The organism is Arthrobacter halodurans (genome assembly GCF_041877255.1).
Taxonomy (GTDB): Bacteria; Actinomycetota; Actinomycetes; order Actinomycetales; family Micrococcaceae; genus Arthrobacter_N; species Arthrobacter_N halodurans.
Genome location: NZ_JBHDLJ010000001.1, coordinates 466,303 through 480,119 on the forward strand (window position 1 = coordinate 466,303; position 13,817 = coordinate 480,119).

Below are 13,817 nucleotides of genomic sequence, written 5' to 3' on the forward strand. Positions count from 1 at the left end.
GTCGGCAACCTCGCGTGGGTGTGGCTTCCTACTTCAGGAAGTCGGGGACGTCCAGGTCGTCGTGCGATCCGCCGCTGAGGTCCTGCTCCACGATCGCGGGCAGCTCCTGGTAGCGCGGTCCGTTGTGCGCGGCCGGCGCCGCCTCGGGAGCGGCGGGCACCGCGGCGGGCGCGGCGGCCGGCGGGGCGGCGTGCTGCGCCGGTGCCAGCGGCATGGTGCCCCGCACCGGGGTGTGCTGCGGCAGGGGCTGCTGCGCCTGCGGCTGCTGGTACTGCTGGGCCGGGGCGGACGTGACGTCCACCTGGTCGAACCCGGCGGCGATCACGGTCACGCGCGCCTCGTCGCCCAAGGCGTCGTCGATGACCGCGCCGAAGATGATGTTGGCCTCCGGGTGGGCGACCTCCTGCACCAGGCGCGCGGCCTCGTTGATCTCGAACAGGCCGAGGTCCGAGCCGCCCTGGATGGAGAGGAGCACGCCGTGGGCGCCGTCGATGGACGCCTCCAGCAGCGGGGAGGCGATCGCGAGCTCGGCGGCCTTGACCGCGCGGTCCTCGCCGCGGGCCGAGCCGATGCCCATGAGCGCCGATCCGGCGCCCTGCATGACCGACTTCACGTCGGCGAAGTCGAGGTTGATCAGGCCGGGCGTGGTGATCAGGTCGGTGATGCCCTGGACGCCGGACAGCAGCACCTGGTCCGCGGAGCGGAACGCGTCCAGCACGGAGACGTTGCGGTCGCTGATGGACAGCAGGCGGTCGTTCGGGATGACGATGAGCGTGTCGACCTCGTCGCGCAGCGCGTCGATGCCGGCCTCCGCCGAGTTCGCGCGGCGGCGCCCCTCGAAGGTGAACGGCCGCGTGACGACGCCGATGGTCAGCGCCCCGAGGGACCGCGCGATGCGGGCCACGACGGGGGCACCGCCGGTGCCCGTGCCGCCGCCCTCGCCGGCGGTCACGAAGACCATGTCGGCGCCGCGCATGACCTCCTCGATCTCCTCGGCGTGGTCCTCCGCCGCCTGGCGGCCCACCTCCGGGTTGGCGCCCGCGCCGAGGCCGCGGGTCAGTTCGCGTCCGACGTCGAGTTTCACGTCGGCGTCGCTCATGAGCAGAGCCTGCGCATCCGTGTTGATCGCGATGAATTCGACGCCGCGGAGGCCGACCTCGATCATGCGGTTGACGGCGTTGACGCCACCGCCGCCGATGCCGACGACCTTGATGACGGCGAGGTAGTTCTGTGGAGCTGCCACGTCCTGGTTCCCTTGTTCGATGTGCTGCTGAGTTCGGTGTGCTGCTGGTCTCGGAAGCTTCAACCGACCAACGTTAACCCTCAGCTTGAGGGTTAGAGTTATGTCAAGTAGCCGCTATGAAGACGCTAGGGGCTGCGTCCCCCGCATGCAACGACCGCCGCCGCGTGTCGCCACATTGGCGGAAAACCGGCGGGGCCGCGGCGGGGCTAGCGCGTCACGGGATGGTCGGGGCTGGTGACGTCGTAGACCTCGATGGCCGCGCCCTCCGGCTCGTCCTCGACACGCAGCAGCGCGGTGACCACGCGCGCCTTGTCCGCGCTGCGCTCGGCGTTGCCCCACAGGACGGTCTTGCCGTTGGTGAGCTTGAGCTCCACGGAGTCGATCGTCTTGCCGCCGGCGTGCTCGAGGCGTTTGAGCACGGACTCCGGCAGCGACGCGAGGACCCGCGTGACGGTCGCGAAAACGGCCGGATCCGACGTCGAGTCACTCGCCGAGATCACCGGCAGGTCCACTCCGTCGCGCTTGGCCAGGGGCGCGAGCGTGCGGCCGTCCGCGGCCACGAGCCGGTACTTGCCCTGGTGCTTGACCACGGCGACGGGCTCGTACTCCACGATCGTCACCTTCAGCGTCGACGGCGCCTCGGCCTGGACCACGACGTCCTTCACGGCGGCCTGGCCCTCCAGGAGGTCCAGGGCGCTGGACGGGCCCACGCGGGGCAGCGGGGTGCCGAGCAGCGGTTCCAGGGCCGTCCGGACCTCCTGGTCCTTCGCGAGCCGGTGGCCCTCCACGTCGATGGTCTTGATGGCGAGGATCGGCGAGTACAGGAGCACCGCGATCATCGCGAGGATGGTCCCGAGCACCGCGCCGGAGGCGATGAGCACGTTCCGGCGCGTGCGCTTGCGGGCCGGCTCGGGAAGCTCGACGATGTTGGTCTCGCCGGGCCCGGGCTCCGGGCTCACGCGCGGCCCGCCAACGCGGCCAGGATCGCCGGTCCCGCCTCCGTCACGTCGCCGGCGCCGACGGTCATCACGAGGTCCCCGGGACGCGCGATGCCGGCCAGACGCTCCGGCGCCCCGGCCGCCGTGGCGAGCCCCCCGGCCGTGTTCAGCGCGTCGGCGACCAGCGCGCTGGTCACCCCGGGCAGGGGCTCCTCGCGCGCCGGGTAGATGTCCAGCACCAGGGCGGTGTCCGCCAGCGAGAGCGCATCGGCGAACGCGCGCCAGAACTCGCGGGTACGCGAGAACAGGTGCGGCTGGAAGAGCACGTGGACACGCCCCTCCCCCGCCACGGCGCGGGCCGCGCGCAGCGCGGCGAGCACCTCGGTGGGGTGGTGGGCGTAGTCGTCGTACACCCGGACGCCGCCCGCCTCGCCGCGGAGCTCGAAGCGCCGCGCGGCGCCGCTGAAGGCCGCCAGGCCCCGCGTCGCCTCCCCGGGTTCGAGCCCGCAGTCCAGCCCCACGGCAAACGCCGCTGCCGCGTTGAGCAGGTTGTGGTCGCCGGGCACGGCGAGGTCCAGCGAGCCTTCCTCGCCGCTGCCCCACTCGAGGTCGCAGCCGTAGCGCAGGCCGTCGGCGGACGCGTCCACCAGGCGCCGGTCCGCGGCGTCGCTGAAGCCGTAGGTCTGGACGCGAAGGTCGGGCCGTTCGCGGCGCATGCGCGTCGCCAGCGCGTGGGACCCCGGATCGTCGGCGCAGCAGACGAGCAGGCCGTCCTCGGGCAGGAGCCCGGCGAAGCGGTGGAAGCTCTCGTGCACGGCCTCGGCCGTGCCGTAGTGGTCCAGGTGGTCGGCCTCGATGTTGGTCACCACGGCAACGTCGGGGCGGTAGTTCAGGAACGACGCGTCGGACTCGTCGGCCTCCGCGACGAAGATGCGACCCTCCCCGAGCTCGGCATTCACGCCGAGCCCGGCCACGTTCGCGCCGATCGCGAACGACGGCGACAGTCCGGCGTGGCGGAGCATCACGGCGATCAGCGAGGTCGTGGTGGTCTTGCCGTGCGTGCCGGCGACCGCGACCACGAGGTCGCCGTCCATCGCCGCGGCGAGGCCCTCGGAGCGGTGGAGGATGCGCAACCCGCGCCGCCGGGCCTCGTCGTACTCCGGGTTGCCGTCCTTCACGACCGAGGAGATCACCACCGTGTCCACGTCGCCCAGGTTCCCAGCGTCGTAGCCCACGTGGACGCGGGCCCCGAGCTGGGCGAGCTCGCGCAGCACCGGCAGGTCCTTGGCGTCCGTCCCGGACACCTGGACGCCGCGGGCCAGCATGATCCGCGCGACGGCGGAGACGCCGACGCCGCCGATGCCGAGGAGGTGGACACGGCCCAGTTCGGGGAGAGAATGCTTTTGCTGCATGCCTCTAGCTTCCCACGCCGCTGGCGGTTGCGCCGCGCCGGACCGCGGTTTCCAGCACGATGTCGGCCATCGTCTCGGCGGCGTCCCGGCGGCCCTGGGCGCGCGCCGCTGCGGACATGGCGTCCAGCCGGGCCGGGTCCCCGAGGAGCGGCAGCACATACTCGGAGAACCACGCGGACGTGAAGTCGGCGTCGTCCACCACGAGTGCTCCGCCGGCCCGCTCGAGCGGACCCGCGTTCAGCCGCTGCTCGCCGTTGCCGATGGGCAGCGGAACCAGCACGGAGGGCAGGCCCACGGCCGCGAGTTCGCAGACCGTTCCCGCGCCCGCCCGCGCCACGATCAGGTCGGCGGCGGCGTAGGCCTTCTCCATCCCGTCCACGAACTCGACCTGCCGGTAGCCGGGCGCCGCCAGCGGCGAGCCGCCGTCGTCGAGCAGCTCCTTGCCACGGCCGGTGATGTGCAGCAGTTGGATCGGGCGTCCGGCAGCCGCGCGCGCCTCCAGTTCGGGGAGGGCGCCCCGGACGGCCCGGTTGATCGACGCGGCCCCCGAGGAGCCGCCGGTGACGACGAGCGTCGGGACGGACCCGTCCAGCCCCAGCGCCTCCCGCGCGCCGGCCCGCTCCGCGGCCCGGTCCAGCCGGGCGACGCCGGAACGCAGCGGCATGCCGACCACCTCGGCCCGGGCCAGCCCGGTGCCGGGGAACGCCGTGGCCACGCGCGCGGCCACCCGGGCGCCGACGCGGTTGGCGATGCCGGCCCGCGCGTTCGCCTCGTGGATCACGACGGGAATCCTCCGGCGGCGCGCCGCGAGGTAGACGGGGGTGCAGACGTAGCCGCCGACCCCCACAACGACGTCGGCACCCGCGCGGTCCAGGATCCCGCCGGCCTGCCGAACCGCCCGCGCGAACCGCGCCGGCAGCCGCAGCAGGTCCATCGAGGGGCGGCGGGGCAGGGGCACCCGCCCGATGGTCTCCAGGTGGTAGCCGGCGTCGGGCACCAGGCGGGCCTCCATGCCGGTCTCCGTCCCGACGGCCACGATCCGCGCGCGGGGCGACCGCGCGCGGACCGCATCGGCGATGGCGAGCAGCGGCGAGACGTGGCCGGCGGTGCCGCCGCCGGCGAGTACGACCGAGGGTCCTGCGTTCATGTGTTCCTGCTTTCGGGTCCGGTGCGGCGCGTGGGCCGCGGGCTACGCGGCATCGGAGGGGTCGGGCCGCTGCCGGGCGAAGCTGAGCACCACGCCGACGGCCATCAGTGCGAACGTCAGGGCCGAGCCGCCGTAGGAGATGAAGGGCAGCGGCACGCCGATGACGGGCAGCAGGCCGGTGACCATGCCGATGTTCACAAACGACTGGCCGATCAGCCACGCCATGATGCCGCCGGTGGCCACCCGCACGAAGCGGTCGTCGTGGCGCGCCGCGACGCGGTACATGGCCACGGCCATGATCCCGAAGAGCGAGATGATGACGAAGGTGCCGATGAGCCCGAGCTCCTCGCCGATGATGGCGAAGATGAAGTCGTTCTCCGCCTCGGGGATGTAGTTCCACTTCTGGCGGGACTGGCCCAGGCCCAGACCCCACCAGCCGCCGGAGGCCAGCGCGTACAGGCCCTGCTGGGACTGGTAGCACGCCCCGGGCTCCGTGTCGCAGTTCAGCCCCAGCCAGGCGTTGATGCGGGACATGCGGTTGCCGGACACGGCGACCATGATGAGGGCGCCGGCCGCGGCCGCGGCCGCGGCCACCCCGAAGAGCCGGAGGCGTGCACCTCCGAGGAAGAGCGCCGCGACGAGGATGAGGACGAGGATGAGCGCGGTGCCGAGGTCCCGCCCCAGCAGGACCAGTCCGATGATCACCAGCCCGCCGGGGACGAGCACGGGGATCAGCGCGTGCAACGTCTGCTTCACCAGATGCCCCTTGGTGGCCAGCACCTGGGCGGCCCAGACGGCCAGGGCGAGCTTGGCCGCCTCCGACGGCTGGGCGGTGAACCCGCCGATCCCGATCCAGTTCCTGTTGCCGTAGACGGAGATGCCCAGCGGGGTGAAGACCAGGATCAGCAGGAACGCGGCCAGGCCGATGGCGGGCCACGCCAGGCGCTTGAGCCGATCGATGGACAGGCGCGACATGAGGAACATGGCGACGCAGCCGGCGACCGCCCAGCCGCCCTGCTTCAGGAACAGCGCGTACGAGGACGTCTCCCGGGAAATGGCCTCGACGGCGGAGGACGAGAGCACCATCATCAGGCCGATCAGGGTCAGCGCCAGCGCGCTGCCGAGGATCATGTAGTAGCCGGTCGTGCCGTCGCTCCCGGGCTCGCCCTCCAGCCGGCGCCACAACCTGGCCAGCGGCCCCGCGGGTGCGCCCGCGTCCGCCACCGCGCCGGCGCCGACGGCGTCCGCGGCCGGGCGGTGGCCGGTCGTCCGGCCGTGCGGGTCGGCGCGGCGCGACCCGCCGTGCGGGCCCGCCGTGGCCCCGGGTGCCGTCCGCGGCCCCCGCGGGGCGGGTCGACGCAGGGTCGGCTTGCGCCCGGCGCTTCCGCGCTGGTGGGAGGAGGGGGCAGGCACGGGTGCTCCTTAGGTCGTGTGGTCCCCCATGAGCCCCCGGACGGCCTCGATGAAGGCGTTTCCCCGGTGGGCGTAGGAGGCGAACTGGTCCATCGAGGCCGCCGCGGGAGCCATGAGGACGGTGTCGCCGGCCCGGGCCATCCCGGCGGCCGCAGCGACGGCGTCCACCATGACGGCCCGGCCGCGGGTCGGGCCCGATTCCGGCGTGGTCTCCCGTCCAGTTTCGCGCACCCCGGCCTCGATCACCGGCACGTCCGGCGCGTGTCGCCGCAATGCCTCGCGCAGGCCGGAGCTGTCGGCTCCGATGAGGACCACGCCGCGCAGGCGTGCGGCGTGCGCCGCCACCAGTTCGGCGTACTCGACGCCTTTGGACAGCCCGCCGGCGATCCATACGACGCTGGAGAACGCCCCCAGCGACGCGGCGGCGGCGTGCGGATTGGTGGCCTTGGAGTCGTTGATCCAGAGGATGTCACCGCGCCGGGCGACGGCCTGGATCCGGTGCTCGCCGGGATCGAACGCGCGCAGGCCGTCGCGGACGGCGCGCGGCTCGACGCCGTAGGCGCGCACGAGCGCCGCCGCCGCGAGCGCGTTCGCCGCGGTGTGGCGTGGCACCGCCTCGCCGAGGTCCTCGAGGGAAGCGAGCTCGGCGGCGGAGGTCCGGCGGTCCTCGATGAACGCCCGGTCCACCAGCAGACCCTCGACGACGCCGAGCATGCTGGGCGCGGGAACGCCGGTGGTGAAGCCGATGGCCCGGCACCCCTCGACGACGTCCGCCTCCTCGACCATGCGCTCGGTCTCGCGCTGCTCCGCGTTGTAGATCGCGGCGACGCGGGTCCTCGCGTAGATCTTGGCCTTCGCGGCCAGGTAGGACTCCGGCGACCCGTGCCAGTCCACGTGGTCCTCCGCCACGTTCAGGACGACCGAGGCCAGCGGGGACAGCGTGTGCGTGAAGTGGAGCTGGAAGCTGGAGAGTTCGACGGCGAGGACGTCGTACCCCTCGGGGTCGCGGATCGCGTCCAGGATGGGCGTGCCCACGTTGCCGACGGCCACGGCGCGCAGCCCGGCCGCGCGCAGCATGGACTCGACCATGCCGACCGTCGTCGTCTTGCCGTTAGTGCCCGTGATGACGAGCCATTCGGCGCTCTTGCGCCCGGCGCGTCCGCGCACGCGCCATGCCAGTTCGACGTCGCCCCACACCGGGATGCCGGCGTCGTCCGCCGCGGCGAGGACGGGGTGGCGGGGATTCCACCCGGGCGAGGCGATGACGAGCTCGGGCTCGCCGCCGTCGACCGTGGCGAGGTGCTCGGCCCCGTCCGGCCCCAGCAGGACGTCCGCGGCGCCGACGATCCGCAGGGTGTCCGCCCGGGCGCGGTTCTCCGCCGAGTCGGTGCCGTCGACCACAACGACCCGAGCGCCGAGCTCGATCAGCGTGTCCGCGGCCGAGAAACCGGTGAGGCCCAGCCCGGCGACGACGACGCGCAGTCCGGACCAATCGGCGTCCCAGCTGGTCAGTTCCTCCAGCGGCGCGTGGCTCACAGCCCGACCACCCACTCGGCGTAGAAGATGCCCAGGCCGGCGGCCACGAACAGCCCGCCGACGATCCAGAAGCGGACGGTGACGGTCACCTCGGCCCACCCCTTGAGCTCGAAGTGGTGCTGCAGCGGGGCCATGAGGAAGACGCGTTTGCCGCCGCTGAGCTTGAAGAAGCCCACCTGGATGATGACGGAGAGGGTGATGACGACGAACAGGCCGGCCAGCACGACGAGCAGCAGCTCGGTGCGCGACAGGATCGCGAACGCCGCCATCGCGCCGCCGATGGCCAGGGAGCCGGTGTCGCCCATGAAGATCGCCGCCGGAGACGTGTTCCACCAGAGGAACCCGATGAGGGCGCCGCAGAGGATCGCACCCAGGAGCGCCAGGTCCATGGGGTCGCGGACCGCGTAGCAGACGGAACCGATGGACCGCGACGAGCCGCAGGCCTGGTTGTACTGCCAGATGCCGATCAGCGTGTACGCGCCGAACACCATGATGGACGCGCCCGTGGCCAGGCCGTCCAGGCCGTCGGTGACGTTCACGCCGTTCGTGGTGCCCGTGACGATGAGGTTGGACCAGAGGATGAAGAGCAGGGTGCCGATGAGCGGCCCGGCGAAGGCCAGGTCGATCCCGGTGTCGCGGATAAAGGAGATCTTGGTGGAGGCGGGCGCCAGGCCCTTCTCGTTCTCGAACTGCAGCGCCAGCAGCGCGAAGACGACGCCGACGGTCGCCTGCAGCACGATCTTCTGCCAGGCGCGCAGGCCGAGGCTGCGCTGTTTGGAGATCTTGATGAAGTCGTCCAGGAACCCGACGAGCCCCATCCCGGCCATGAGGAACAGCAGGACGAGCCCGCTGGCGGTGGGGCCGACGGCGTGTTCGCTGAACAGCTCGAGCAGCCCATGGGTGGCGAAGTACGCCGCGATCACCGCTCCGACGATCATGGCGCCGCCCATGGTCGGCGTGCCGCGCTTGGTGTGGTGCGAGGTCGGTCCGTCGTCGCGGACGAACTGCCCGTAGCTGCGGCGCACCAGCAGCTTGATGAACAGCGGGGTCCCGACGAGGGTGAGGATCAGCGCGATCGACGCGCCCGTGATCAAGGCGATCATCGGACCGGCTCCTCCCCGGCGCGGGGCGCGCCAGTTCCCGCCAATGCTATCCGATCGCCCAGGAAGCGAAGCCCCGCGCCGTTGGAGGATTTGAACAACACGATATCTCCCGGTTCCAGCTGCCCGTTGAGCAACTCTTCCGCCTCGTCGACGGTTTCCACGAACATGGCCTCGTCGCCCCAGCTGCCCTCGAGGACGGCGGAGGTGTGCACGGCCTTGGCCCCGCGTCCGACGACCAACAGCTTCTTGATGTTCAGCCGCACGGCGACGCGGCCGAGCAGGTCGTGTTCGGTGAGGGACTCGTCGCCGAGCTCGAGCATCTCCCCCAGCACGGCCCAGGTCCTGCGGGCGCGGCCCTGCGCGTCGGGCAGGCCGAGCTCGGCCAGCGCGCGCAGCGCGGCCCGCATCGACTCCGGGTTGGCGTTGTAGGCGTCGTTGATGACCCGGACCCCGTCCGGGCGGTCGGTGCGCTCCATGCGCCACCGGCTGGCCGGTCCGAGCCCGGTGAGCGTGCGGGCGATGGTCGCGCCGTCCACGCCCAGCGCGTGTGCCGCCGCGGCCGCGGCGAGGAGGTTGGCGACGTGGTGCCGTCCGATCAGCCCGCTGCGCACGCGGTGCTCCTCGCCGCCGGGGAGGACCAGGGTGAACCCGGGGTGTCCGTCCCGGTCGACCTCGATGCCCCGCGCGGCGACCGCGCCGGCGTCGTCGGCTTCTTCCCCGAAGCCCAGCAGGCGGGCGCGCGTGCGGGAGGACATGGCCGCCACCTGCGGATCGTCGAGGTTCAGGACCGCCGTGCCGGACTCCTCGAGTGCCTCCACGAGCTCGCCCTTGGCCCGCGCGATGTTGTGGACGCCGCCGAACTCGCCGGCGTGGGCGCTGCCGACGCACAGGACCACGCCGACCTCCGGGCGGACCATGCGCGCCAGGTAGTCGATGTGCCCGATCCCGGTCGCGCCCATTTCAACGACGAGGAAGCGCGTGGCCTCGGTGGCCCGGAACACCGTCAGCGGGACGCCGACCTCCCCGTTGTAGGAACCGACCGGGGCGACGGTCTCCCCCGCGGTCCCCAGGATGGCCGCGAGGAGGTCCTTGGTGGTCGTCTTGCCGGCGGAGCCGGTGATGCCGACGACCCGCAGGCCGCCGGCGCGCAGCCGTCCCACGATGTGTTCGGCGAGCCGCCCCATGGCCAGGACGGCGTCCGGGACGATGACCGCCGGATGGACGGTGCCGTCCTCCGCGGTGGTCTCGCGCTCGGCCAGCGCCAGCACGGCCCCGGCGGCCAGCGCCTGGGCCACGAAGCGGTGTCCGTCGGACTCCTCGCCGGGCTTGGCGACGAAGAGCCAGCCCTCGCGGCACTCCCGCGAGTCCGTGGCGACGCCGCGCACGCCGAGGCCCAGTGGGGCGGTGGCCGTGGGCCGACCGCCGGTGATCGCCGCAATTTCGGCAGTGTTAAGTTCAATCATGGCGTAGAGGACTTTACTCCCTGGCCCCGCCCGCGGCTGAATCCGAGGGGTCGGCGATGGTCGCGAAGCCGCGCGCCGCCAGCGCGTCGCGCAGCTCCACGCGGTCGTCCAGCGGCAGGTTCACGCCGCGGACCTCCTGCCACACCTCGTGGCCGCGCCCGGCGACCAGGACGGTGTCCTCCGGGCGCGCGATCGCCGCCGCGGCGGCGATCGCGCGGGCCCGCGGGTGCTCCTCGACGACGGTGCTGGACAGGCCCTCCGCGGCGATCGCGTCGGCAGCCCCGCGCAGCACGGCGGCGCGGATGCCCGCCGGCTCCTCGTCGTGGGGGTCGTCGTCGGTGACGATGACGACATCCGCCCGCCGGGCCGCGACGGCGCCCATGACGGGGCGCTTGGTGGCGTCGCGCTGGCCCGTTGCGCCGAAGACCACGATGACCCGGGCGTCCGGGTGCGCGCCGCGCACGGCGTCGATGGCCCGCTCCAGGGCGTCCGGGTTGTGGGCGAAGTCGACGATTCCCGCGGGACGCTCGCAGACCACCTGCATGCGCCCGGGGACGGAGACGGTCAGCGGGTCGGCGGCGTCCAGGGCAGCCTGGAGGTCGCCGAGGCCGGCGCCGCCGGCATGGACCATCAGCACGGCCAGGGCGGCGTTGGAGACGTTGAACAGCCCGGGCAGGCCCGTGCGGGCGCGCAGGATGGCGCCGTCCGGGCCGTGGAGCTCGAACCGGTGCCCGAGCCCGTCGGCCCCGATGCCCCGCACGCGCCAGTCCGCGGACCCTTCGTCGGGCGCGTCGGCGGTGGCCAGGGTCCAGGTCTCGGCGCCACTCGCGGCCGCCATGCGTCGCCCCCAGGCGTCGTCCACCGTGACGACGGCGCGGCGGCTCCTCCCGGCCTCGAACAGCCGGGCCTTGGCGTGGAAGTACTCGTCCATGCCGCCGTGCAGGTCCAGGTGGTCCTGCGTGAGGTTCGTGAAACCCGACACGGCGAAGCGCAGCCCCGCGACGCGGCGGTAGTCGATGGAGTGCGAGGACACCTCCATGGCCGCCGCGCCGACGCCGGACTCGCGCATGCGGGCCAGCAGCGCGTGCAGCTGGGGCGCCTCCGGGGTCGTGAGGACGCTGGGGATGCGGGTGTCGCCGGCCACGATCTCGATCGTGCCGATCAGTCCCGTCGTCTCGCCGAGGGCGCGGAGCAGGGACCTGATGAAGTACGTCGTGGTGGTCTTCCCGTTCGTCCCGGTGACGCCGAAGAGCCGGGGCGCGGCGTCGTCGGTCCCGTAGACCAGCGCGGCCAGCTCGCCCACGGCATCGCGCACCGAATCGACCACGAGCACGGGCAGGCCCGCGGACCGGGCCCGGTCGAGGCCGCCCGCGTCGGTGAGGATGGCCGTGGCACCCGCAGCGGCGGCCTGCGCGGAGAAGTCCGCGCCGTGCCGGTTGGCGCCGGGCACGGCCGCGTAGAGGTCGCCGGGGAGCGCGGCCCGCGAATCCATGCACACTCCTGTGACGCGAGCGGAGGCCGTGCCCGCCACGTCGCAGCGCACGCCGCGCTCCGCCGCTGCGGCGGCGAGGTCCCCGACGCTCGTGGCGCGGGCCGCGCGCGGCCTGAAGGCGCGTTCGGCCTCGCGGGCGTCGGGGGCGGGGGAAGCCGTCACCAGCCGTACTCCTGGCGCTCGCCGACGAAGACCTTGTAGCCGTCGGGTTTGCTGGTCGTGGGAGGGATGTTGTAGGTGTTCAGTGTCTGGCTCATGATGCGCTTGAACGTATCAGCGACCGTCCAGCTCCTCCAATTGCCCTGCGGGCGGTGCATCGTCACGACCACCAGATACCGCGGATCGTCGATGGGGACCATGCCCGCAAAGGAGCTGGTGTGCCCGTCGTACCCGCCGTTGGGCCCGGCGGCCTGCCCGGTGCCGGTCTTCCCGCCGACGCGGTAGCCCTCGATGGCCGCGCCGTAGCCCGTGCCGTCCTCGACCACGGTCTCCATCATGCGGCGCATCTGCTGGGACGTCTTCGACGAGACGACGCGGCGCGGCGCGTTCGCCTCGACGGGGTGCTCGGTCCCGTCCGGGTCGATGTACGACTCGATCAGCGACGGCTCGATCTGCAGGCCGTGGTTGCCCACGCTCTGGAAGATCTTGGCCGTGTGCAGCGCGGTCTGCGTGTAGGACTGGCCGAACATGGTGGTGAACTGCTGGCGGCGCTCCCAGTGCTCCGGCGTGATGAAGATGCCCTTGTTGAACGGGAGCCCGATGTCGATGGTGCTGCCGATGCCGAGCTTCTTGAACCAGGCGTAGCGCTGCTCGTTGGTCAGCCGCTCGCCGATCATGACCGTGCCGGTGTTGTACGAGCGGGCGAAGATGCCGGCCGCCGTCATGGGGTAGGTCGCGTGCTTGAGCGAGTCGTTGATGGTCTCGTTCTGCACCTCGTACGAGTTCGAGATCCTGAAGTGCTCCTCGGGATCCACCACGCCCTCCTCGAGCGCGGCCGTGAACGTCGCGAGCTTGCCCGTGGAGCCGGGCTCAAAGGCCTGCGTCACGGTGGTCGAGGTGCGGAAGCGCGGATCGGTCGCGCCGGGGTCCGAGGGGTCGACCGACGTGGAGTCCGCGAGCGCACGGATCTTGCCGGTCTTGACCTCGAGGACGACGGCGTTGACCCACTCCGCCTTGAATTGCTTCTGCTTGGCCATGACCGCCTCCTGGGCGGCCCACTGGATGTCGTTGTTGATGGTGAGCCGGACGTCCTGGCCGTCGACGGCGGGCACCTCCTGCATCGTGGCCATCGGGATGCGCACGCCGTCGGCCCCGACCTCGTACGTCCGCTTGCCGGAGGTTCCGCGCAGGTGCTCCTCCTGGCTGAGCTCCAGTCCCTCCGCGCCGGTCTCGACGCCCGTGGTCGCCTTGTCCGCGGCGTTGAGGAACCCGAGAATCGTGCCCGCGACGGAGCCGTTGGGGTAGTTCCGCTCGATGTTCTGCTCGCTGCTCATCGCCGGGATGCCGACCTCGATGGCCTCGTTCCGGACCTCGGGGGTAACGCTCTTGGCCACGACCGAGTAGCCGCGCTTCGCGGCACCCTCCTTGCCGACGACCGAGTCGCGCAGGGTCGCCGCGTCCAGTCCGAGGATCGGGCCGAGCTCGGCGATGGCCGCCTCGAGGGTGACCAATTCGCGGTCGCCGGTTTCCCGGTTCTTGCGCGCGAACTCGTCCTTGACGAGCCGCTGGTTCACCACCAGGTCGAAGCGCTCCACGCTGGTGGCCAGCACGCGGTCCTGCGAGTCCAGGATGTCCCCGCGCTGCGGCGCGATGTTCTGCGTGCGGATCCGGTTGTCCACGGCCGCCTGCGCGATCCCCTCCGGGTCCAGGCCCTGGACGAAGAAGAGGCGACCGCCGAGGAGGACCAGCATGACCAACGCGATCGCGAGCCCGGTGCGCAGCCGGGACGGCAGGCCGGCCGGCGTCTTGCGGAGGTTGCCGGGTCCCCGGGTGCGTGGGTTCGCCATCGTCAGTCCTTGCGTCGCGGGTGGTGTTCTCTCTTCCATGGTGCCGGGTCGACGCGCAGGCGCC

Annotated in this window: 10 protein-coding genes; all 10 read right to left on the reverse strand. The window is 72.5% G+C overall.

What is annotated here, in order from left to right:
- Nucleotides 1-28: 28 nt before the first annotated feature.
- Complete coding sequence (ftsZ, locus tag ACETWP_RS02115) at nt 29-1,243, reverse strand: cell division protein FtsZ (protein ID WP_373970526.1); 1,215 nt, start codon at nt 1,241-1,243, stop codon at nt 29-31.
- Between the two features lie 206 nt (nt 1,244-1,449).
- Nucleotides 1,450-2,202 (reverse strand): cell division protein FtsQ/DivIB, encoded by a 753-nt coding sequence (locus ACETWP_RS02120; RefSeq protein WP_373970527.1) that lies wholly within the window; start codon nt 2,200-2,202, stop codon nt 1,450-1,452.
- Nucleotides 2,199-3,593, reverse strand: coding sequence for a UDP-N-acetylmuramate--L-alanine ligase (gene murC / locus ACETWP_RS02125; protein WP_373970528.1), 1,395 nt, complete (start codon nt 3,591-3,593; stop codon nt 2,199-2,201). The genes ACETWP_RS02120 and murC overlap by 4 nt, the downstream gene beginning before the upstream one ends.
- 4 nt (nt 3,594-3,597) lie before the next feature.
- Entirely contained in the window at nt 3,598-4,740 is a 1,143-nt protein-coding gene (gene murG, locus ACETWP_RS02130) for an undecaprenyldiphospho-muramoylpentapeptide beta-N-acetylglucosaminyltransferase (RefSeq protein WP_373970529.1), read from the reverse strand.
- 42 nt (nt 4,741-4,782) lie between these two features.
- Nucleotides 4,783-6,153 (reverse strand): putative lipid II flippase FtsW, encoded by a 1,371-nt coding sequence (gene ftsW / locus ACETWP_RS02135; protein ID WP_373970530.1) that lies wholly within the window; start codon nt 6,151-6,153, stop codon nt 4,783-4,785.
- 9 nt (nt 6,154-6,162) lie between these two features.
- Nucleotides 6,163-7,704 (reverse strand): UDP-N-acetylmuramoyl-L-alanine--D-glutamate ligase, encoded by a 1,542-nt coding sequence (gene murD, locus ACETWP_RS02140; RefSeq protein ID WP_373970531.1) that lies wholly within the window; start codon nt 7,702-7,704, stop codon nt 6,163-6,165.
- Complete coding sequence (gene mraY, locus ACETWP_RS02145; RefSeq protein WP_373970532.1) at nt 7,686-8,792, reverse strand: phospho-N-acetylmuramoyl-pentapeptide-transferase; 1,107 nt, start codon at nt 8,790-8,792, stop codon at nt 7,686-7,688. Before mraY ends, murD begins: the two co-directional genes overlap by 19 nt.
- Nucleotides 8,789-10,255, reverse strand: coding sequence for a UDP-N-acetylmuramoyl-tripeptide--D-alanyl-D-alanine ligase (locus ACETWP_RS02150; protein ID WP_373970533.1), 1,467 nt, complete (start codon nt 10,253-10,255; stop codon nt 8,789-8,791). Before ACETWP_RS02150 ends, mraY begins: the two co-directional genes overlap by 4 nt.
- A 13-nt stretch (nt 10,256-10,268) precedes the next feature.
- Nucleotides 10,269-11,909, reverse strand: a complete 1,641-nt coding sequence (locus tag ACETWP_RS02155) for a UDP-N-acetylmuramoyl-L-alanyl-D-glutamate--2,6-diaminopimelate ligase (RefSeq protein ID WP_373970534.1) — start codon at nt 11,907-11,909, stop codon at nt 10,269-10,271.
- Nucleotides 11,906-13,753, reverse strand: coding sequence for a peptidoglycan D,D-transpeptidase FtsI family protein (locus tag ACETWP_RS02160; RefSeq protein ID WP_373970535.1), 1,848 nt, complete (start codon nt 13,751-13,753; stop codon nt 11,906-11,908). Before ACETWP_RS02160 ends, ACETWP_RS02155 begins: the two co-directional genes overlap by 4 nt.
- Between the last annotated feature and the right edge of the window lie 64 nt (nt 13,754-13,817).